The organism is Trueperella sp. LYQ141 (assembly GCF_046599555.1).
Taxonomy (GTDB): domain Bacteria; phylum Actinomycetota; class Actinomycetes; order Actinomycetales; family Actinomycetaceae; genus Trueperella.
Genome location: NZ_JBKIWQ010000002.1, coordinates 142,385 through 162,506, shown reverse-complemented (window position 1 = coordinate 162,506; position 20,122 = coordinate 142,385). Strand labels below are relative to the sequence as shown.

Annotated in this window: 18 protein-coding genes; 11 read left to right on the top strand and 7 right to left on the bottom strand. The window is 53.7% G+C overall.

The features are described 5' to 3' along the window. Window positions 1–196 precede the first annotated feature (196 nt). Both ACLHIJ_RS02890 and ACLHIJ_RS02885 read left to right on the top strand, forming a co-directional pair. The gene (locus ACLHIJ_RS02890; RefSeq protein WP_411298440.1) at window positions 197–448 is read left to right on the top strand and encodes a hypothetical protein; all 252 of its coding nucleotides are present in this window, start codon (window positions 197–199) and stop codon (window positions 446–448) included. A 42-nt stretch (window positions 449–490) separates the two neighbouring features. Beyond that, window positions 491–1,114 (top strand): histidine phosphatase family protein, encoded by a 624-nt coding sequence (locus ACLHIJ_RS02885; protein WP_411298439.1) that lies wholly within the window; start codon window positions 491–493, stop codon window positions 1,112–1,114. Between the two features lie 653 nt (window positions 1,115–1,767). Here the strand turns inward: ACLHIJ_RS02885 and ACLHIJ_RS02880 are convergent. The 4 genes from ACLHIJ_RS02880 to lpdA all read right to left on the bottom strand — a co-directional run bounded on the left by ACLHIJ_RS02880 (window position 1,768) and on the right by lpdA (window position 7,706). Next, window positions 1,768–2,466, bottom strand: coding sequence for a DUF4191 domain-containing protein (locus tag ACLHIJ_RS02880; protein ID WP_411298438.1), 699 nt, complete (start codon window positions 2,464–2,466; stop codon window positions 1,768–1,770). A gap of 44 nt (window positions 2,467–2,510) precedes the next feature. Beyond that, window positions 2,511–3,722 carry an MFS transporter gene (locus ACLHIJ_RS02875; RefSeq protein ID WP_411296231.1) on the bottom strand — a complete coding sequence of 404 codons (1,212 nt, stop codon included), beginning with the start codon at window positions 3,720–3,722 and terminating at the stop codon, window positions 2,511–2,513. 792 nt (window positions 3,723–4,514) lie between these two features. Then, window positions 4,515–6,311, bottom strand: coding sequence for a 2-oxoglutarate dehydrogenase, E2 component, dihydrolipoamide succinyltransferase (gene sucB, locus ACLHIJ_RS02870; RefSeq protein WP_411298437.1), 1,797 nt, complete (start codon window positions 6,309–6,311; stop codon window positions 4,515–4,517). A gap of 18 nt (window positions 6,312–6,329) precedes the next feature. Next, window positions 6,330–7,706 (bottom strand): dihydrolipoyl dehydrogenase, encoded by a 1,377-nt coding sequence (lpdA, locus tag ACLHIJ_RS02865; RefSeq protein WP_411298436.1) that lies wholly within the window; start codon window positions 7,704–7,706, stop codon window positions 6,330–6,332. A 138-nt stretch (window positions 7,707–7,844) separates the two neighbouring features. On the opposite strand from lpdA, the gene ACLHIJ_RS02860 reads away from it, so the two are divergent. After that, entirely contained in the window at window positions 7,845–8,168 is a 324-nt protein-coding gene (locus ACLHIJ_RS02860) for an oxidoreductase (protein ID WP_411296237.1), read from the top strand. 673 nt (window positions 8,169–8,841) lie between these two features. Here the strand turns inward: ACLHIJ_RS02860 and ACLHIJ_RS02855 are convergent. Then, window positions 8,842–10,257, bottom strand: a complete 1,416-nt coding sequence (locus ACLHIJ_RS02855) for a leucyl aminopeptidase (protein WP_411298435.1) — start codon at window positions 10,255–10,257, stop codon at window positions 8,842–8,844. Between the two features lie 347 nt (window positions 10,258–10,604). On the opposite strand from ACLHIJ_RS02855, the gene ACLHIJ_RS02850 reads away from it, so the two are divergent. Beyond that, the gene (locus tag ACLHIJ_RS02850; RefSeq protein ID WP_411298434.1) at window positions 10,605–11,057 is read left to right on the top strand and encodes a hypothetical protein; all 453 of its coding nucleotides are present in this window, start codon (window positions 10,605–10,607) and stop codon (window positions 11,055–11,057) included. Between the two features lie 6 nt (window positions 11,058–11,063). Continuing rightward, entirely contained in the window at window positions 11,064–12,077 is a 1,014-nt protein-coding gene (locus ACLHIJ_RS02845) for a quinone-dependent dihydroorotate dehydrogenase (protein WP_411296240.1), read from the top strand. Window positions 12,078–12,507: 430 nt separating this feature from the next. Here ACLHIJ_RS02845 and ACLHIJ_RS02840 read toward each other — a convergent pair whose 3' ends face one another. Continuing rightward, window positions 12,508–13,206 carry a DUF3043 domain-containing protein gene (locus ACLHIJ_RS02840; protein ID WP_411296241.1) on the bottom strand — a complete coding sequence of 233 codons (699 nt, stop codon included), beginning with the start codon at window positions 13,204–13,206 and terminating at the stop codon, window positions 12,508–12,510. Window positions 13,207–13,333: 127 nt separating this feature from the next. Between ACLHIJ_RS02840 and ACLHIJ_RS02835 the strand changes: the two genes are divergently transcribed. From ACLHIJ_RS02835 to ACLHIJ_RS02820, 4 genes are all read left to right on the top strand, one after another. Beyond that, the gene (locus ACLHIJ_RS02835; protein WP_411298433.1) at window positions 13,334–14,677 is read left to right on the top strand and encodes a dipeptidase; all 1,344 of its coding nucleotides are present in this window, start codon (window positions 13,334–13,336) and stop codon (window positions 14,675–14,677) included. Then, window positions 14,678–15,871 carry a hypothetical protein gene (locus tag ACLHIJ_RS02830; protein ID WP_411298432.1) on the top strand — a complete coding sequence of 398 codons (1,194 nt, stop codon included), beginning with the start codon at window positions 14,678–14,680 and terminating at the stop codon, window positions 15,869–15,871. Window positions 15,872–16,074: 203 nt separating this feature from the next. Next, the gene (locus ACLHIJ_RS02825; protein ID WP_411296245.1) at window positions 16,075–16,425 is read left to right on the top strand and encodes a HesB/IscA family protein; all 351 of its coding nucleotides are present in this window, start codon (window positions 16,075–16,077) and stop codon (window positions 16,423–16,425) included. Window positions 16,426–16,476: 51 nt separating this feature from the next. Beyond that, entirely contained in the window at window positions 16,477–17,448 is a 972-nt protein-coding gene (locus ACLHIJ_RS02820) for an FKBP-type peptidyl-prolyl cis-trans isomerase (RefSeq protein ID WP_411296246.1), read from the top strand. A 227-nt stretch (window positions 17,449–17,675) separates the two neighbouring features. Here ACLHIJ_RS02820 and ACLHIJ_RS02815 read toward each other — a convergent pair whose 3' ends face one another. Beyond that, window positions 17,676–18,284, bottom strand: a complete 609-nt coding sequence (locus ACLHIJ_RS02815) for a superoxide dismutase (RefSeq protein ID WP_411296247.1) — start codon at window positions 18,282–18,284, stop codon at window positions 17,676–17,678. 303 nt (window positions 18,285–18,587) lie between these two features. On the opposite strand from ACLHIJ_RS02815, the gene ACLHIJ_RS02810 reads away from it, so the two are divergent. Both ACLHIJ_RS02810 and trpD read left to right on the top strand, forming a co-directional pair. Next, entirely contained in the window at window positions 18,588–19,010 is a 423-nt protein-coding gene (locus ACLHIJ_RS02810; RefSeq protein ID WP_411296249.1) for a two-component system response regulator, read from the top strand. Further along, entirely contained in the window at window positions 19,007–20,077 is a 1,071-nt protein-coding gene (trpD, locus tag ACLHIJ_RS02805; RefSeq protein ID WP_411298431.1) for an anthranilate phosphoribosyltransferase, read from the top strand. The genes ACLHIJ_RS02810 and trpD overlap by 4 nt, the downstream gene beginning before the upstream one ends. Window positions 20,078–20,122: the final 45 nt, after the last annotated feature.

The window sequence follows — 20,122 nt, the reverse complement described above, 5'->3', positions numbered from 1 at the left end:
TCGGTGTAGTGCTGCTGGTCTTTTCGCGTGTCGAGTAATCTTGATAGCAGCAAAACAGAAAGTAGCATACGCATGGCTACTGTGGAATGTGTGCAGATCCAGCGTCCTAGGAATACGTCTGCCGCCACGTTTATGATGGAATATTGGAAGGAGCAGGCAACTGTGCGAGGTATGGTATGTGCGGACGGAGGCTGGTATGACAGCACAATCATCTTCGTCATCGCGGTATTGGTTTAATATCCGTACCGGAGAGGTTGCTAGTTCTGATACGCCACTGTGGTCAGCTCTTGAATGCATGGGGCCATATCCGAGCGCTGTTGCGGCCCGAGACGCCTATCTGATTTCCACAGCACGCAATATGTGTGCCGATTATGCCGAAGAGGAATGGCAGCATCGGGACGATGATGAATTTGATAGAGAACAACGTCGGTGGGAACGCAACTGGTAAGAAACCGATACGAGGCAAGAACAAGATAGAAAGGGGAGTATTGTGCGTCTGATTTTGGTTCGCCACGGCCAGACCTATCAGAATGTTGCCAAGACGATTGATACGGTGCATCCAGGGTCGGTATTGACGGAAGAGGGCTGGCAACAAGCCAATGACGTGGTCAACGATCTGGTGGCATTAGCTCCGCAGTCCATTTGGGCATCGACCTTGACTCGTACCCAGCAGACGGCAACCCCGTTGGCAACACGATTGGGGATGGAGATTAACGTCCGTGCCGGATTGCGCGAGGTTGAAGCGGGCACCTTAGAAGGGGCACACACCCAATCCGGTTATGACGCATATACGGCGGTGACGCACTCATGGATTGCCGGCAGACTCGATCAGGTGATGGGAGATAATCCTGAGGTAGATGGGCTGCGTACCTTGGGGCGGTTCGATGTGGTTGTGCGGGAAATTGAGGAGCGCGCAGAAGAGTGCGCAGTCATTTTTACTCACGGAACGATGATGAAGACCTGGGCTGGTGCTCGATGTGCTGGCGTAGATCGCCGGCATTGGGGGGAACCAATGAAAAACACGGGAATAATTGTTGCTGAGGGCGATCTGGACAGCGGCTATCAGGCAGTGTCGTGGATGGGCCAGCACATTGCGGGTAGGTCAGAGGCATAATACGCCGAAAAGTAGAGATAGCCCGTCTAACATAGGCGAATATCCGTTGGGAAAATAGGCGCATGTGGATGGTGGTTTTTCGGCATGCCGCCTGTTATCTAATATGAGTGTGCATTGTTCCGCGGTGGCGCGTTATTAAATATACGGAACATTCGGGCCAATAGGCGTCAGCTATGGCATAGTCCTATATCCCCCCCCCAAAAAAAACAAGGTATAGCTTCTCGGGGAGGGAAGAGAGGAAAGGGAAGCCAGGAGTAAGAATAGCTCGCCGAGAAGTTTCCACTGGGCGGCTATATGCGTAATGCCAATTGGTAGCTATCTTTGGGCAGTGGGTGATTTGTGTTGCAAGCGTTAGTCATCGTCATTCTGGCGAGCTACTAGCTGATTCTCCCGTCATTCTGCTTCGGGACGGGAGGACGAGGAAAAGAAAAATAACCACAGATAGCGGCATCGATAGCAAAAGGGAATGACGAAACATCTTGCAAAACCCCTGCGCCAATACACCCCAACTGATAAAAAGACCTACACGTAATACCTGTAACGGGAAGGCGTCTGGCTATTTTTGTTCATCGGGTGGTGGAAATGTACATGGGCGCAACCATGCACATATCTGCATTGGTTGCGCCCACATTTACGCTGATGCGCCGTCAGTTCTAGCGACCGCGCAGCGCCCTACGATCTGGACGGGCGTTATATGGATCAACGCCCTTGGGAATCGGCAGTGAATTCGTTGGAATCGCCTTCATCCGGGCAGTCACTGCGGCAACTTCCTGATGGGTAATCTGCTTAGGTAGTTTGCGCAGATGCCGTTCCAATTTAATGAGCGGAACTTGGTCTTCCTCATTGCCGGTTTTGACGACGACAACCGGAGCTGAAGGTGCAACACGTTTGATTGCTTGGCGTTCTTCGTTGATAAGACGATTGACGCGGGCGGAGGGACCTTCAGAAATAAGGACAATACCGGGGCGCCCAATTGCACGGAAGATCATGTCTTGAGTCCGGACATTGAAACGAACCGGCTGTTCTTCGACTACCCAACCGCGCTTAATATTTGACAAGACTGCTCCTGAGGCGCCAGGTACTCCGTCAATTTGCCGGAATGAGGCACGCTTAACGAGCTGGATGAGCACGGATAAGGTGAAAGTAACACCGAGGATGATTCCAAGGATGCTCCAAATAATCCACCGACCGGTAGCGAAACCAGCGGGGAGCAGCACAATGATGCCGAGAGCAAATGCCCCTAGGAGAGCCCAAGGAGTCCATGAGAAGGTCTTTTTTGAGATTCGGTAGGCATCACCGAGATAGGAATACCACCGCTTCTTCTTGGGCTTATTTTTCTTATCTTTCGCCATTTCCTGTACTTCCTCGTTTAGGGGACGCTTAGAGTTTAGTGGATCTACCGCCCGCTCTCAACGGCGACAGCACGCAGATGGTGCTCATCGTATCGACCAAAGCTGAGAGCAACCAGCATCATAGCCAGACCAAAGCCAGCGGCCATCATGAAACCCAAGGAAAGATGACTCTCTAAAGCCTTGCCAATTAACGTATTCGCTGTAGCTACTCCTAAAACATTGGCAGAGACGATCGCAGTATTAGCTACGCCGTCGCCGCCACGCGGTGCCCATTGCCCAGCGAGGGTGAAAATAGCAACGCCGACCGGCCCAATAAATAATCCAGCAATGAATAAGAAGACAGCGAGCAGTGCTACATGATGTGCGCATACGCATAAGAGTGCGCCACCGGCGAGGCCGATTCCTCCCATCCAGATGCGAGTCACATGACTCATGCGGGCAGGTAGCCCAACGGCGAGCAGTGCAGTGATCGCAGCCGAGAGCCCCATTGCTGAATAGATAAGACCGCCCATAACGGCGATCCCATGATCTTTAGCAAAGGCGGTGACGGAGGTCTGCATTGCTCCGAAAAACATGCCCATGCACCACATGGTGATAAAGGGAGTGCGGATCCGGCGCATAATGCGCGCAAAGGATGGCGTATGTGTAGCCGAAATAGCTGGTGGTAGTGCAAAACGTGATAACGCAAAAGGAATTACACATGTTGCGACGAGAAGTGCCGAAATAACCAGGGGAGCTGCAGGATGGATCGCGGCAGCTAGAATGCCGACGGCTGCTGGGCCGAGAACGAAAACCAGTTCGTCGTTAACTGTTTCCCATGACATGGCGGCAGGTAACTGATGAGAGCTGGCCAGGGGATACCAGCGAACGCGGGTAAGCGGGCCGATTGGGCACGTCGATACCCCAATAAGAGCGGATAATCCTACGAGAACGGCGCTAGGAGCATTGGCGCGCGTTGCCATAACGAGGGAAAGTAACGCAATAACATTGATGGGAGCAATAGCCAACAGGGGGCGCCGCTGCCCATAACGATCTGTGAGGCGGCCAATTAATACATTCCCCACGGCATTAGAAATCGCTAGCGCGGCGGAACAGTAGGCTGCGATTTCAACGGAGTCGGTAGCGTTGACGATAAGCGTCAAAACCCCAATGATAATCATGGAAATGGGGAGACGACCGAAGAACGAGATCACCATATGCCATATTCCAACCAGGCGGGGTAACTCACGGTAACCAGCCATTACGCTGTTGCTCATGCAGTTCATCCTTTCGGGAGAGACGGAGCCGTCTGGCTGGCGTGGTGTGTCCCGACGAGATCTCCGGTATGAGTAAGACCTCGGGGTGCGACCATATGTTGTGTTCACTGTGGCACGGCACTACTCGCAGGTAAGCGGTTGCCAACCTGCACATAGGAAGAGACGTTGAATTCTCAAGACGCTCCGATGAAGAAAGTGGACTCTCCCTATACCCGGATGGGGTGGTGACCAGAGGCTGCATACTCACATTCCGTATTTATGCCTAAGCAAGTATGAGCCGATAGCTACCTAAACGCAAGCAAAACGGTTAGATGAGTGGTGTGGTGTCGGCAATGCCTGCTCCCACAGGGTGTTGTTTTTCGCGAGTATTGATCGTGTTGATGGCGAAAATCCTGCTGATTGGCTGTGGGGTCTGAAGTGTGCATATCGAAATATCCCGAAGCTGAAATGTGTTGAGCGAGATAAAAGCGCGAAAGAAATGATGGGAGAAAAGGAATGCAGAAAAGGAATGACGAAGAATCCGCAGGGGAGGGGAAAAAGACAGGCGAGCAATGTGAAAGCCTGGGGGGGGGAGAGAGAGAAGAGATACGCCGAGCGCTAGCAAGACGTGTAGGTGGCGATACGAGGAGAACACAGAGTCGGAGTGGGGGGAGAGAGAAGGAAAAAGACGGAAAGAAACATCAAGAAAGAAAAGCGCAAAACAAAATAAAACGATACCTAAAGAAACTGTGTGGGGCGGTAGCAAAACTACCGCCCCACCGTCAGAGAAGTACCCGTTTAACGAGTTATTCGCTAGAGAACGTCGCTTGCGAAATCTCCCTCTTCTAGCCGCAACTTCACGTCACGCAGATAGCGAGAAGCCGCAGCTCCATCAATGATCCGGTGATCGTAGGAGATACACAGGTAGCATTTAGAACGGATAGAGATGACGTCGTTTCCGTCTGCGTCCTTTACGACACCAGGGGCAGTGAAAATAGCACCCGTGCCGAGAATGGCGACATTCGGCTGATTAATAATCGGGGTATCCATGATGGCTCCGGCCGAACCCGTATTGGTGATGGTAAAGGTTGATCCGGTTAACTCATCAGGCTTGATCTTTCCATCGCGGGTGCGGCCAGCAAGATCAGAAATCTGCTTGGCAATACCAGCAATATTCAAATCCCCACAGTTCTTGATAACCGGGACGAATAAGCCACGCTCGGTATCAACCGCAATGCCGACATGCTCGACATCGTGGTAGACGATCCCATTATCTTCGACGGAGGAGTTAATAATGGGATGAGCCTTGAGAGCTTCCGTCGCTGCTTGCACGAAGAACGGCAGATACGTCAGTTTGACGCCTTCGCGCGCCTGGAAGGAATCCTTGGCTTTCGCGCGCAAAGCAACGAGTCGGGTGACATCAACTTCCATGATGGTGGTCAATTGAGCGGAAACCGCCAAAGAATTGACCATGTGCGCGGCGATTGCCTTACGCACGCCGGTCATCTTTTGGCGAGTGCCACGCAATTGTGCAGAGGCTTCAGCCTTCTGGGCAATTTGCGACTTTGCGGTGGCGGCGGAAACGCCAGCCGTTGAGGGCACGGGAGCCTGGGCGGGTGCACCTGCCGGAGTGGCGGGGCTAGCAGCCGGAACGCTTGGCTGGGCAGCGAGAGCCTGGGCAGCCTGTGCAGCGGCTTCTACATCCTCGCGGCGGATACGCCCACCGACGCCCGTGCCAGTCACCGTTGCCAAGTCAACACCGCGCTCTTTAGCGAGCTTGCGCACGATAGGCGTGACGTAAGCAGACTTACCATCTGGTGCAGATGCTGGGGGTACAGGAACCGGCGCAGCAGGAGCAGCAGGAGCTGGTGGGATCGGCGCAGGCGAAACAGGGGCAGGAGCAGGAGCGGTGTGCGCAGGAGCCGGTGCTGGCTCGGCTGGTACCGGCTGAGGTTCGACCTGATCGACTGCTGGTGCACTCGCGGCCGGATCATCGGCGCTGGCAGATACCTTGCCGCCAATAATGGCGAGTACCGAGCCAACGCTGACAGTTTCATCTTCCTGAACGCGAATTTCGCTGAGAACGCCGGAAGCTGGCGCAGGAACTTCGGTATCGACTTTGTCCGTCGATACTTCCAAAATAGGCTCGTCAACCTCGACGTGATCGCCGACCTGCTTGAGCCACGTCGTTACCGTGCCTTCGTTGACAGACTCACCCAGAGCCGGCATGGTGACTTCGACGCCCGTGCCGCTTTCCTCAGGTGCTGACGCGGGGGCAGGATCATTGGCTGGTGCTGGTGCCTCGGGAGCTGGAGCAGGTTGTGACTCAGCGGCAGGTGCGGCTTCAGATGTGGTATCCGAGCCAGCGGAGGAGCCATCTCCGATATAACCCAGGACCGTGCCCACTGCAACGGTTTCATCTTCTTGGACTTCAATGCTCTCCAGCACCCCAGAAATCGGCGCAGGAACTTCGGTATCGACTTTGTCCGTCGATACTTCCAAAATAGGCTCGTCAACCTCGACGTGATCGCCGACCTGCTTGAGCCACGTCGTTACCGTGCCTTCGTTGACAGACTCGCCCAGTGCGGGCATCTTGATTGCTTCAGACATTAACGCATTACTCCTGTGTTAGTTGTGGGTGTGAAGCGGCTTGCCAGCGAGGGCGAGGAGTGCTTCTCCGATAGATTCATTTTGAGTGGGGTGAGCGTGGATTAGACCGTCGAAATCCTCGGGGAATGCTTCCCAGGCGGTCATAAGCATGCCTTCACCGACGTGCTCACCCATGCGCGCGCCAATAGCATGGAAACCAACAATTGGCCCGTCTTTCTCTCGAACGATTTTAACGAAACCTTGCGTGCCAAGCATTTGGGATTTGCCGTTACCCGCCAGGTTGAATTCGGCGGTTTCGACGTTCTCTTTCCCGTACTTTTCCTCAGCTTTTTCTTGCGTCAGCCCGACGGAAGCGATCTCTGGATTGCAGAAGGTGACTTTCGGAATGAGATTTTCGTCGATAACCTTCGGGTTAAGCCCAGCAATTTCTTCTGCCACAAACAGACCTTGTAGGAAGCCACGGTGAGCGAGCTGAACGCTGGGAACAATATCTCCTACGGCATAGATATTACCGACGCCGGTGTGTAGCCGTTCGTTGGTGATAACGAAACCGCGATCAATCGTGATGCCCTGTTCTTCGTATCCCAGGTTTGCCGTAGACGGACCACGCCCGATAGCGATGAGGAGATATTCTGCGTCATACTGTTTGCCATCTTGGGTGAATACGTGGACGCCTGATTCGTCTTCCTCGACCCGATCGAACATGGTCTTGGTCTTGAATGCGATCTTGCGCTTACGGAACTGGCGCTCAAGCATCTTCGAGATCGCGGCGTCTTCATTGGGAACGAGGCGATCCAGACCTTCGATAATGGTGACCTGCGCGCCATAGGAAGCCCATACGGAAGCAAACTCACATCCGATAACGCCGCCGCCCAGGACGACCACTGAATTGGGGACGACATCCATAGATAGCGCTTTTTCTGAGGTGATGACCCGATTAGTGATCCGCTGGCCAATCGTCTTGGAATACGATCCGGTTGCTAGGACGATATTCTTTCCAGTGATGTGCTGACCGCCGACCTCGACAGTATTCGGCCCAACCAGGCGACCCCAGCCGGTAATAGTGTCAATTCCGCGGCCGTCAATGAGCCCAGTGAGCCCCTTATACATCTTGTCGATGACGGAATTCTTGTAGGAATTTAACGCGGTCATATCAATGCCGTCGAAGCTGCCCTTGACTCCGATTGACGCAGACTCGCGCATTTCATCGGCAACCTCTGCGGCGTGCAGGAGAGCTTTCGTCGGGATACAGCCACGGTGTAAACATGTGCCGCCGACCTTGTCACCTTCGATGAGGGCCACAGATAGGCCTAATTGTGCACCTCGCATAGCACAGGCGTAGCCGCCTGAGCCGGCGCCGAGGATCACGACATCGTATTCCTTGGTTTCAGTCACTTACCTCTCCCTTGAGAATCGTCGGTGCTGGCATTGCCAGTGTCTTCCCTGTAATTATTCCACTTCATGATCGAGAATGTGCAATGAGTACTCTGGGAGCGTGAACCTGGTTGCCTATTGATCGCGTATGATCGCCGTGTGGGTATCTTTTCGCGTAATGGGTCTAGCAGTGGCGGTATGTCGCAACGGCGCGCCAAAAATGAGACGTATGCTCATCTTGAGCAGTTTGCCGCCTCGCGCACTGGGGTAGAAGCATATTTTGAGGCGCAGACCTCACGAGAACCAGCGACGGTTGTGTTTGTTGCCACTGACGGGGAGTGGACACGCCGTAAAGTCCCTAATCTCGATCAGGCGGTGAAATTGACGAATCGTTTAGGAATCCCACTCTTTGATGTGGCACGGACTGGCTATCCGCAGTCGATGCGGCAGTGGTCGGCGCGTCAGCAGGCTAATCGCGGCTAGTGTTAGCGCAATGGTAAGTGGGGGGGAGTTATACCTCTGCGCCACTTCTGAATATTTGCGGGCGGATTTTACTAGCGATTTAGTTAGTGCTCTGACAATTTAGTTTCGTGGCTGCGTGGCACGCCACTTTAGTAGGTAGTAAGTCGAGTAAATGGCTAGTAAAAACCAAACAATAGAGCTACTTAGTAAAGCATTTACTAAAACCAGCGCGTATAGATTTGCGGAAAGACGAAGAGCGCAGCACTGAGAAGCGAGTGAGAACGCGCGTTACGATGGCATATCGCGGCGATAAACCGAGGCAAACCGTAGATAGAGAGTCGCAGTTTAGCTGTAGGAAACGAGTGAGTATTGGACTGTGGAAAGTTCATACCGTGTTTCAGGCACTTAGGGTTAGGGCTAGAAAATGGCAGCGCCCGCGCCCGCAGAAAAGCCGTATAAAACTCAGAAAAGTATCGAAAGCTTGGAGCGGATCCTCGTTTGTTCATCAGCCGCTTGATTGGTAGTGAATTAAGCGTTGATAGCCGTATGGGGTGTGGTATATCAACCACACCCCACAGGAGCTACTAAATCGTCAGTGCCAGATAGATAATTCAGCAGATAATGCTGCTCGATTCCTGCGGGCGGGGGAGCATGCCCCCCCTCCTCAACCCGCACCACGGCAAACGAACGAGCGTTACCGGCTCTCCACCGCCCGAAGAAGGGTGCGAAGCATGACGCCAGTTGCTCCCTTCGGCGTCGATCCATACGCGCAGCCACGATTAAAGGACGGACCAGCTATATCGACATGCGCCCACGCCGGGCAATCGACGAATTCTTTGAGGAACAATCCCGCGGCAAGCATACCGCCGTAACGGGAACCCGCATTGCGAATATCAGCAACATCGGAATCCAAGTTCTTACGCAGATGTGTTGGCAGGGGCATATGCCATGCCGATTCGCCAGCTTCTGCCGCCAATGTACACAGGCGTTGAGGGAGATCATCCGTCCCCATAATGCCGGTGACGCGCTCGCCCAATGCGACCATCTGAGCACCCGTTAACGTTGCAATATCAATAATCCGATCAGGCTTCTCGGCACTGGCCATCAGTAGACCGTCGGCCAGAACAAGGCGACCTTCTGCGTCGGTGTTATTAATCTCAACGGAGGTTCCGTTGCGGTAAATGATGACGTCATCGGGGTGCCCAGCGATTCCGGAGATCATATTCTCCGCACAACACATCCATCCGACGACGTGAACTGGCAGCTCCAAGCGGGCTGCCACGATGACCGTTTGGAGGACGGTGGCTGCACCGGCCATATCAGTTTTCATTTCAACCATTGCCTGTGCGGGTTTGAGAGAATATCCGCCAGTATCGAACGTGATTCCCTTACCAACTAAGGCAGTCGTTGACTGGGCGTCAGGATGGCGATACTCAACCCGCACTAAACACGGGCGATTCTTTGATCCTCGCCCCACGTGGATAATGCCTGCTGCACCGATCTCAGCGAGATCTTTGCCCTGGTAGATACGGACGTCACAGCCAGCAGCACTGGCTTCCTCGTCAGCGATTTGTGCCAGCGTCTCGGGTACCAGATGATTCGGAGCCATATTGACCAGATCACGAACCCGATTGGTTGCCTCGCTGACGATCTCCGCACGGCGCAGCGCGTCTTCATCGGTACTGTCGATAACGAGCGTGCCTAGTGGGGTCTCTTTGACCTCCTTGTATTCGGTAAAGACGTAGGAGCCGAGCAGGATTCCCTCAATAGCAGCAGGAAGATCGGCAATATCAGAAGCCAGAACCAGTCGATCTAAACCTCGTGCGGCACGCGCAACACTGCCAAAGAGGCTTCGCGTTGGATCTTCACCATCTGTGGCGTCATCAGCAGCGGCAATTGCGACAATAACGCGGTAGCTCGGATTAGCAGGGTTAGCTAGTGTCGTGACACTGCGAGCATTCAGCGTATGCAATGCGGTAAGGAGCTGAGAACAAAACGTCTCATCGGTGATTTTAGTGTCGAGGGTGATTTCTTCATCTTGGCGTTGCGCACAGATAAGAAGATGAGTATTGAGATCCTGGGAAAATGATTCACGAATAATATTGACCATCCTCCCAGTATAGGGCTGCTCGGTATGTGACTGCTCAGTGCGCAGTCACCAGCAGGTACATCGAGGTATGCTATCGCGTGCTTAAGGATGTGCTATCGCGCATGTAGCTACGATATTGAGCGGCGATTGCGGTATCGAGCACTATTGAGATCTCCATGAGGTATTCCCATATCGCAGTCGCGATAATATCTACGTAGGCTGAGAGCCGATGGCCAATTGCGGGGTATTCCGTCAGAAAATACCTCACCGGCAGGTATTGGCGCTGGCTTCTCAGCTCTAGCGGGTCTAGGCTGTGAGAGCGAGTAACGCAGAACGCAGTAAGGATTGGGACGACACAAGGAGCAAAGGTGGCACACGAGCAACGACGGCTGACTGATGACCGCAGCCGCTCTCGCGGATGGCCCTGGATTTTTATTGTGCTTTTGTGTTTTGCCGCAGTGGTATTTGCTTGGCGCGCCATTATCGCCATAACAACTCAGGTACACCTTGGTCATTACGCGATTGCCGCAACATCATGCGTTGTTGCTCTCGCCTGGATCGGCGGTTGTATGGGGACTTTGCACAATGGTCGCAGAATGCGGATATGTGCTTTTGCGTGTTGGGTTGCCAACTTGTTGCTAGCGATCCTTGGTCTTGCAATTCCACAGGTGTTCGATCCGTCTAATCCGGCGTATATAGCCGGAAAGAGTTATGTTTTTCTTCCTACCTGTGCCATTGTCCTAGTGTTGATATGGCATATCTGGTCGCAGCCGGCGGCAATGGCAGCTCGGCAAAGCGAGGAATCGCAACGTCGGAGGTAAATAATTATGGGTCTGTATCGTCTTGTTTTTGATCGTGTTATTACTCGTATTGATCCCGAACAGGCCCATCACATAGCGATGCGGGCGATTTCTGCCTTTGGAAAGACCCCGATTCTTCCTGGCCTTGCTCGGCGTGTGGTATTTTCTGCCGGTCGAGTCTTGCCGTATCACGTCTGCCATATTGGTCGCGTCGTTCCCAATATTGTCGGTATTGCTGCCGGATTAGATAAAAACGCGGAGGCTGTGCTCGGGCTAGATGCACTAGGTTTTGGTTTTATCGAGGTGGGGACGATTACTCCGCGCCCGCAACCTGGTAACGATAAGCCACGGTTGTGGCGTCATCTGGAAGACCGCACAATCCGAAACCGCATGGGATTCAATAACGATGGGGTAGACGCTGCAGTTATCCAATTGCGTGCGCTGCGAGAGCACCGACGCGGTAAAGACGTGGTGGTCGGGGTCAATATCGGGAAAAACAAATGGGTGACGCCCGAACAAGCCCCTCAAGATTATGCGATTTGCGCCCATAAACTTGCTCCCTATGCTGACTATCTGGTGATTAACGTCTCCTCGCCAAATACGCCAGGCTTACGGGATTTGCAGGCGGTTAGTTCGTTGACGGAGATTATCCGCGCTGTGCGTGACCATGCTGGCACAACGCCAGTTCTTGTTAAGATCGCCCCAGATTTAGCTGACGAAGACATTCGTGAGATATGTGAGTTAGTTCGTCGGGAGAAGATTGCAGGGGTGGTGGCTGCTAACACCACGATCGGGCATGATCGCGGTGAGGGCGGGCTCTCTGGCCCGATTCTGTTGGACCGCACCGTTGATATTGTGGAGATAGTTCGCGCCGAATTGGGTCAGCAAGCGCTCATCATTGGGGTAGGCGGTATTTCTAGTGTTGCCGACGCCCGACGGGTGCTCGATGCGGGAGCGGATCTTGTGCAGATCTATACCAGTTTCATTTATTACGGGCCGTGGCTTGTTCGTAGTCTCGCCCGCGGATTGCGCCGACGCTAAGCCGGCATTTTGCTGTCAGTAACTAGGTGCTAGCGCTGGCTCTTAAGTTGCTTTTTGCGATTAGCGGCTCGGCTATCGCACGCGGCGCGAAGATATCTGTATCTTTTCTCTTCTTACCGCAACCAGGTGAGGAGCAAGTGGAGAAGCTGAGGTGAAAGGGCGTGAAGCCGTTGCCCTCGCAGCGGCGAAATACCTGTTAGGGATGGTGGTGCTCCCGCATAGAAACGGGAGGTACGGCTGTACGTCGCTGGCGCCCAAATGCCGGATAACGCGGGAAAAGAACTGATCGCGCAGGCTGTATATTTCAGCATTGCGCGATCAACAGGTTACATAGGTACGAGGGGCAGGGAGCTATTAGCCCTAGCTCTTTAGCTTTCAGCAGCTAAACCCCAAATAATTCTGATAACTCCTCAGATATATCTCGGTATCTTTAGCGGCGCTTGAAGAATCCCAAACCGCGCCGACCATTGCGGCGAGCCTGCCGCGCGGCTTTAACGTCCTGACGCGATGAGCCTTTAGGGAACTCTCCCCGCTTGACCTGCGGAACCGGGAGCCGCCAGCGTCGGACATAGAAACAACGCCCGAGCATTTGCATGAAGAATCCTCGGGGGAGGCTGCCAAAGTGATATTCCGCGAGCATTTTCGTCTTACGCGCCAAATAAACGGCGTAGACCATCATGGCAATGAACAAGGCGTAGATGACCCAGATGACGGGAATAAATACCCGTGGCCAGCGGTACTGCAAAAACATGACCGGAATAAGCAGCAGAGCGAGCGGCATGAACATGGATGAGTAAGGGCCTGTCGCGTCGATATAATTTCGCGCCCACGCCCGCTCGCGCCCTTGATGCTGCGGTGGCATATTGCGCTCATCACCAGTGCGCATTGCTTCTTGCTGTTTGTGGTACAGCTCATTGGATCGGGCGCGTTGCTCGGCTCGTACCGCGCGTTTTTCGCTGCGGGACATTGAGCTGGTATCAGCAATGAGGGGGCGGCGTCGGGCAGCTTGAACATCCTTACGGCGCGGGGTGGGGGCGCCTTTTGCGGGGGTGTATCCCTTGGGAAGCGGAGCTTCTTGCTGGGAATCATGGGGCTGCTGCGACTGTGTCTGCTTCTTGAATCCGAACACGCTTATCCTTATATGCCTCGAGATATTTCACTCAGTTATCGTGTCCAGTGTAGTCGGCTTAGTCATGAAACGCGTCTCGTAGCGCGGTTAAACGCACCACGAAGCGCTATCGCGGTATCGTGGAGGCATGAATTATCAGGATGTGAAAAACGCAGTAGACCAATCCATGCCGCAAAATATTGCAGATTTGACTGAACTCGTTGCGATTCCGTCGGTATCTGCTGATTCCTTCGATCAGGCGCATTTGAAGACCTCGGCACAGTGGATTGCTCAACGTGCGCAGGCGCTGGGCCTAGATACGCAGATTATCGAATTGAATACTCCGTCGGGGTTAACTGGGCGGCCAGCTATTTTGGCTCGACGTCCAGCAGCACCTGGTAAACCGACGATTATGCTCTACGCTCATCACGATGTACAGCCGCAAGGTGATGAATTGCTGTGGAATACGGATCCTTTTACCGCAACTGAACGTGATGGACGCCTATACGGGCGGGGTGCTGCCGACGATAAGGCTGGCGTTATTGCACATTTGGCGGCAATTGCTGCAGCAAAGCCTGGAGTTGGAATTACTCTGTTTATTGAAGGGGAAGAAGAAATTGGATCCCCGACATTCCGTGATTTTCTGCGGCAATACCAGGAGGAATTAGCCGCCGACGTCATTATCGTTGCTGATTCGAACAATTGGGCGGTAGGAACGCCTGCACTGACCACCTCTTTGCGGGGAGTGACGCAAGTAGAGGTTGAATTGCGCGTATTAGACCACGCCTTACATTCCGGGATGTACGGTGGCCCGATTCTCGATGCGGTGACTCTCGCCTCCCGCCTCATCGCCACTTTGCACGATGACAACGGCGATGTTGCAATTGACGGGCTCTTAGCGCGAGATGAGACGGATGTTGACTACCCGGAGGCACAATTGCGAGCCGATGCGGGAGTTCTGGACGGCGTAGAACTTGCCGGTACTGGATCGTTGACCTCACGTTTGTGGACGAAGCCTGCTCTTGCAGTCACCGCGATGGACGTTACTCCAGTGGATCTGGTATCGAACACTATTATCCCCGCCACTCGTTTTATTCTCTCCCTGCGGGTATGCCCAGGGCAGGATTCAGCAGAAGCCGCACAGGCACTGTGCCGTCATTTGGAGGCACACGTTCCGTTCGGTGCGCAGTTGAATATCACGATTAACGAGTGCGGTCCTGCTTTTGAAGCGCCGGATTCAACGCCGGCGGCAGAGGCTATGCGCTGGGCGTTGCGGGAAGCCTGGGGATGTGACAGTGTGGATATTGGAGTTGGCGGCTCTATTCCTTTTGTTGCAGATCTATGTGAGGTATTCCCACAGGCACAAATCCTTGTCACAGGGATTGAAGATCCAGATTCGCGGGCACATTCGGCCAATGAATCGCTCCATCTTGGAGATTGGCGTCATGCAATTGTTGCCGAAGCATTGCTGTTAACTCGTCTAGGGGAATAAATGTGGGTTGCCCTTGCTGGCGCCGCATTACCCGGAATTTCTGCGCGAGACGTTGCTAACCAGGCACGGGCTGCCTGGCTAGCAGCCCGCCCGACGGATGAGGTTAGTGCTTTTCCCGTCAGTGATGGACTATATCTCGCTGAGCTGGGATCGGGTGTAGAAGATGTTATCCGCACCCGTCATCCCCACGCACACCGACGTCTTTTAGCTGATGGTGGTGACGCGGGAGGTGTTCCAGTATGGCAGTGGGATGATGAAGCCAGTATTGATCTGAGCGAGAGATACGCGTGGGATGGCGATCCAGGGAGGCTCGCTGGCTCTACTCATTTCCTTGGTCAACTCTGCAACGAACTCATCGATAGCGGGACGACAGGGATAACTATCCATTTGCCGCGTGTGATCTCTACCAGCGATCTTGGAATGGGGATGGTCTGTGCCTTAGCCGGTGTGGATGATGAAGATATGGGCAGTATCCTGCCGGTAAACGGGGAGGGGTGTGAACCATCCTTGCTCGTGCAGCAGTGTGACCGCTATGCGAGTATTCCCGCACAACAGTTGCGAGAGTTGTATGCTCAGGCACGGCGTCGCTTAGGGGATACTCGAATAGGTTTTACATATCCGGATGAACTATCCTTACGCGGATTAACCGGAATGGCCCGCACCTGGCATCAGGGTGGATACCCTGGGAAGCTAGCTCAAGAATGTGAACGTCATATTGGTCGCTGGTTTCATCATTTGCAGCAGGCCGAATCCTCTCGTCACATACTCGGAGTCGGCTTGGATGATCGAGTGGCGTATTCCGGGGTGGCTGGCGGTCTAGCGATGAGCTTATTGGCCTTGGGGGCTTTCGCTCGTCCGATTGGGGCATGGTCCATCTCGGATTCTCCTGTAAATGCGGATCTTGTTATATACGTGGGGTATCGTCTGGGATTAAAGGTTCCCAGCACTTTAACGGCTCTCGCGCAGCGATGCGAAGATGAGGGGAATCCGCTAGTTGGGGTATTCGAACATGCCGATGTACGCCGAGGTGAGCTGCCGCGGTTAGGGCTGTGTGGAATGTACGAGTTGCCTGGTGAGGGTGCTCTTGCGTTTCAGGGGGTATCGCATACAGATTCCCTGCAATTAGAACATAGGCAGATGGTCATGCGCCTCCAGCAGGCAATAGGCCGCGTTGCCCGAACATGGGGGTGGTGATTGTGGTGCGCACGGTGTTAGTAATCCAGTAATCCAGTAATCCAGTAATCCGCGGTAACGTGCGTAAATCTGGAAGAAAGAGCGCCCGCGCTGGCGGATCGTCAGAGCATCTCAGTGATCTTCAATGCGCTCAGAGCTCAGATATTTCGCATAGCTAATTCTTGCCGGTAGGCTGGGGTAGTACACACGATTTGGAGGTAGAAATGAGCGAAACGGTCGATCCGACGACGCACGGAGTCATGCTGACTGAAGGTGCTGCTCAGAAAGTGAAATCGCTGTTGGAACAGGAAGGGCGTGACGATCTGCGGTTGCGCGTGGCGGTTCAACCGGGTGGATGCTCAGGCCTGATGTATCAGTTGTATTTTGATGAGCGCATGCTAGACGGGGATCTCATCCGAGATTTTGATGGGGTTGAGGTTATCGTTGATCGGATGTCGGCTCCGTATCTTGATGGGGCAACCATTGATTTCGCGGATTCGATTGAGCGTTATGGCTTCACGATTGATAATCCGCAGGCTGCTGGTACCTGTGCGTGTGGCGAATCATTCCACTGAGATAATGAACGAATCACGCTAGGTTCGTGATGGTCAATGAGGAGTTATCTTATGCGTAAATTTGCCAGTGTTTTGGCCGTGTGCGCGGTCTTTGGGCTAGCCGCTTGTGGGGATTCGCAACCGTCCGAATCGCAAGAACCTGCGGGAGCATCATCGAATACGTCAACGACGCAGGCGTCTCCTGAGCAGATGCCGAAGCTTGATACCTCTGGCAGTACTCCAGTGTTGGATTTCCCTAAAACTCCTGCTCCGGCGGGATTGCAGGTTTCTGTTCTGGAGAGCGGAAGCGGTCGCGAGATTGAGAGCGGCGACGTCGTTGTGGCGCATTACGTCGGGCAAGTATGGGGCGAAAAGACTCCTTTTGATTCCTCGTTCTCGCGGGGTGCGCCGACGTCATTTTCTTTACAGCAGGTGATTGCTGGGTGGACTCAGGGGTTATCCGGGCAAAAAGTTGGCTCGAAAGTCATTCTCTCTATTCCACCAGAGCTGGGGTATGGCCCAAGCGGAGGGCAACCTGCCGCAGGAATCGGCGAAAAAGATACGATTGCTTTCTACGTTGAGCTACTTGATGCCTACGGGATGAATCAAGCCGGTGATGCTGACGCGACCTTGCAGGTTAATCCGGCAGATTTGCCAGTACAGATCAACGGAAACCTTGGCGAGCCGATTACGGTTTCGGTCAAGAGCGGTGCGGCACAGCCTAGTGGCGAGCCGGTGGTTCGTGTCATTTCTCGGGGTTCTGGTCAGCCGGTTGGCGGTCATGGCACGGAGATGTATATCCAGTATGCAATGTCGTTGTGGGATAACGCCCTTAATGAGGCGACGTATGGTTCTTCGGGGCCAAAGCCCATTAAGATCGGTTCAGGTCTTATCTTTGATGCCCTTGAGAACATCCCAGTTGGCTCGCGTGTCTTGATTGAAGTTCCAGCTTCAGAAGGCGGCGATAAGAAGGCAGCACCAGCCTATGCCGTAGTGGTCGATATTCTCGGTCAGATTCCGAATGGAGCGGGAGCGAGCCACTAAAATAGGTGAGGATCGACCAAAATATTAGGTAGTCGCAGTAGCGATATGCCCTTTGACCAACACCAAAAGTGGGGTTGTGCGAGCAGATAGCTCACACAACCCCACAACTATATACGTGCCAATATTTGCGCTGCGCGTTCAACTTCCGCCGTGGTATATGGGTGGCCACACAGCGATTGTGCACGCATAGCCGATTAGCGGACTACGCGGTAGAACGCGGCTTAACCTCAGACCAGTTCGGTGCCACGAGCATGGGTAAACCGAGCGCTGACGTCCTCCCAATTGACAACATTCCACACTGCCTTGACATAGTCTGCCTTGACATTGAGGTAATCGAGATAGAAAGCGTGCTCCCACATATCAAGCATGAATACGGGGATAGAACCCACGGGTACGTTGCTCTGCTGATCGAATAACTGGTAGGTCGTCAAAGACTGGGAGATTGTGTCATAAGCAAGCACTGCCCAGCCAGATCCCTGGATACCAGTTGCCACAGCGGTGAACTGCTTTTGGAAAGCGTCGAAAGATCCGAACGCATCCTCAATCGCTTCTAATAGTTCACCTGTCGGGGCGCCGCCGCCGTTCGGGCTAAGATTCTTCCAAAAAACCGTGTGGTTTGTGTGACCACCGACGTTGAACGCAAGATCTTTTTCGTATTGGTTGACCGCAGCAAAGTCATTCGCCTCTCGGGCTTTTGCTAGATTGTCAAGGGCTTTATTTGCCCCGTCAACGTAGGCCTGATGATGCTTTGAATGATGTAGCTCCATGATCTTGGCCGAGATGTGTGGCTCCAAGGCGTCGTAGCTGTAATCGAGTTCCGGAAGCGTGTAAACCATAGCGGCTCCTTTTAGTTTTACGGTGTGCAATCACGGTAATCACACGTATCTATCCAGTATTACGGACTTTGACCTGGACGCAAGGGTGTTCCGCAGAACTTGGCGTATAGCGAAAATGCTCGCTGATCAGTCAAAGGGATGTGTCATACGGGTAACGAGGTGCTATTTCTGGGGATATTTCCGCGAAAGATGACGTATTTGGGCGGCCTATGGGATTTTGGGAACGACCCGTGAAGCATGGAGATGATGAGAAGGCATAAAAGTCGGTAGTATAGGTGTGTTCAATCCCTGATGGAGGTAGTCATGTCCCACGAGGTTTCGGCATCTGAGGAAAACGTCGTCAAGGTTATGGTGTACTCGGATAATCGCACCACCCGACACGATGTGATGCATACGGTTGGTCGCCGAGTTGCTAAGGATCTTCCGGCTATTGAATGGACGGAAGCGGCGACGTGGGAAGCTGCCTATTTGCTCGTGGAGGAAAATCATTTTGACTTGCTGATCTTGGACGGCGAGACGGCAAAACTAGGTGGAATTGGCTTTGGCAAGATGGTCCGTGATGAGTTAGTTGCCGATATGCCGTTCATTGTGCTGATTGGCCGCCCGCAAGATGAGTGGTTGGCTCGTGTTTCGCGCCCCAATGCGATTGTGAGCTTCCCGATTGAATCGAGCGAGTTGAATTCTGCAGTTGCGGCAATCTTACGTTCTCGGGGTTCCCGCGCATGAGCTCTCTGACCTGGCCGGATATTACTACTCGGCTGATGTCCCGTCATGATCTCAGCTCTGATGAGACGGCATGGGCAATGGATCAAGTGATGACCGGGCAAACCTCTCCGGTGGTTCTCGCCGGTTTTCTGACGGCATTGGCAACCAAAGGTGAAACGACTGAGGAGTTGCTCGGTTTAGCGAACTCTATGCAAGCGCACGCGGCGAGGGTGGATCTTTCGTCGGATTCCTTGGATATTGTCGGAACCGGCGGCGATCGGTTGCGCACAGTCAATATCTCAACGACGGCGTCCTTGGTTATTGCTGCAGCTGGTGTGCGGGTAGTAAAGCATGGTAACCGCGCTTCTTCGTCAAAGTCTGGTTCGGCAGACTGCCTCGAAGCTCTCGGAGTCGATCTCGATCTACCGATTGACGCGGTAGAAGAGGTTTTTCGCCAGCTAGGCATTACCTTTTTATTCGCAACCAAGTTCCATCCTTCGATGAAATATGCGGCGCAGGCACGGCGTGAACTCGCTGTGCCGACGGCTTTTAACGTCTTAGGGCCGCTGACGAATCCAGCTAAACCGGAGAGCTCGGCTATTGGGGTATCGAATCCAGCACATGCGCCATTGGTTGCCGGGGTGTTGGCCCGTCGTGGCAATCGTGCGCTAGTTTTTCGTGGAGAAAACGGCATGGATGAGATGTCTGCGATTTGCCCAAACCATGTGTGGGAAGTACGTGAGGGTGCCGTCACTGAGCATCGTTTCGACGCGGTAGCTGAGCTGGGGATTGCGCAAGCTAGTGTGGATGATCTTCGCGGTCAGGATGCCGAGTATAACGCGGCAGTAACACGCAATGTGGTGCGGGGTGAGCGGAGTAAGGTGCGTGAGGCAGTAAGTCTGAATGCAGCGGCCGCTTTTGTTGCGGATGGTCGTCTTCCCGGGCTGGAACCGCATTCTGGGTCGTTTGCGCAGCGAATGCAGCGCGGATTTGCATTGGCAGAACAGACGATTGATTGTGGTGCGGCCAATGATCTCTTGGAACGTTGGGTACAGCTATCGCAAGAGCTGGCGGCCGATAGTAACTAGCTGCCAGTTACGCGCCTGTTCGGCGCAGGCAGATCGTACTTAGTG

Bases quoted from the DNA above. Each gene is read 5' to 3' on its own strand.
- ACLHIJ_RS02890 (WP_411298440.1), top strand. From the start codon at position 197: ATGACAGCACAATCATCTTCGTCATCGCGGTATTGGTTTAATATCCGT.
- ACLHIJ_RS02880 (WP_411298438.1), bottom strand. From the start codon at position 2,466: ATGGCGAAAGATAAGAAAAATAAGCCCAAGAAGAAGCGGTGGTATTCC.
- ACLHIJ_RS02875 (WP_411296231.1), bottom strand. From the start codon at position 3,722: ATGAGCAACAGCGTAATGGCTGGTTACCGTGAGTTACCCCGCCTGGTT.
- sucB (WP_411298437.1), bottom strand. From the start codon at position 6,311: ATGTCTGAAGCAATCAAGATGCCCGCACTGGGCGAGTCTGTCAACGAA.
- ACLHIJ_RS02855 (WP_411298435.1), bottom strand. From the start codon at position 10,257: ATGGTCAATATTATTCGTGAATCATTTTCCCAGGATCTCAATACTCAT.
- ACLHIJ_RS02845 (WP_411296240.1), top strand. From the start codon at position 11,064: ATGGGTCTGTATCGTCTTGTTTTTGATCGTGTTATTACTCGTATTGAT.
- ACLHIJ_RS02835 (WP_411298433.1), top strand. From the start codon at position 13,334: ATGAATTATCAGGATGTGAAAAACGCAGTAGACCAATCCATGCCGCAA.
- ACLHIJ_RS02830 (WP_411298432.1), top strand. From the start codon at position 14,678: ATGTGGGTTGCCCTTGCTGGCGCCGCATTACCCGGAATTTCTGCGCGA.
- ACLHIJ_RS02825 (WP_411296245.1), top strand. From the start codon at position 16,075: ATGAGCGAAACGGTCGATCCGACGACGCACGGAGTCATGCTGACTGAA.
- ACLHIJ_RS02820 (WP_411296246.1), top strand. From the start codon at position 16,477: ATGCGTAAATTTGCCAGTGTTTTGGCCGTGTGCGCGGTCTTTGGGCTA.
- ACLHIJ_RS02815 (WP_411296247.1), bottom strand. From the start codon at position 18,284: ATGGTTTACACGCTTCCGGAACTCGATTACAGCTACGACGCCTTGGAG.
- ACLHIJ_RS02810 (WP_411296249.1), top strand. From the start codon at position 18,588: ATGTCCCACGAGGTTTCGGCATCTGAGGAAAACGTCGTCAAGGTTATG.
- trpD (WP_411298431.1), top strand. From the start codon at position 19,007: ATGAGCTCTCTGACCTGGCCGGATATTACTACTCGGCTGATGTCCCGT.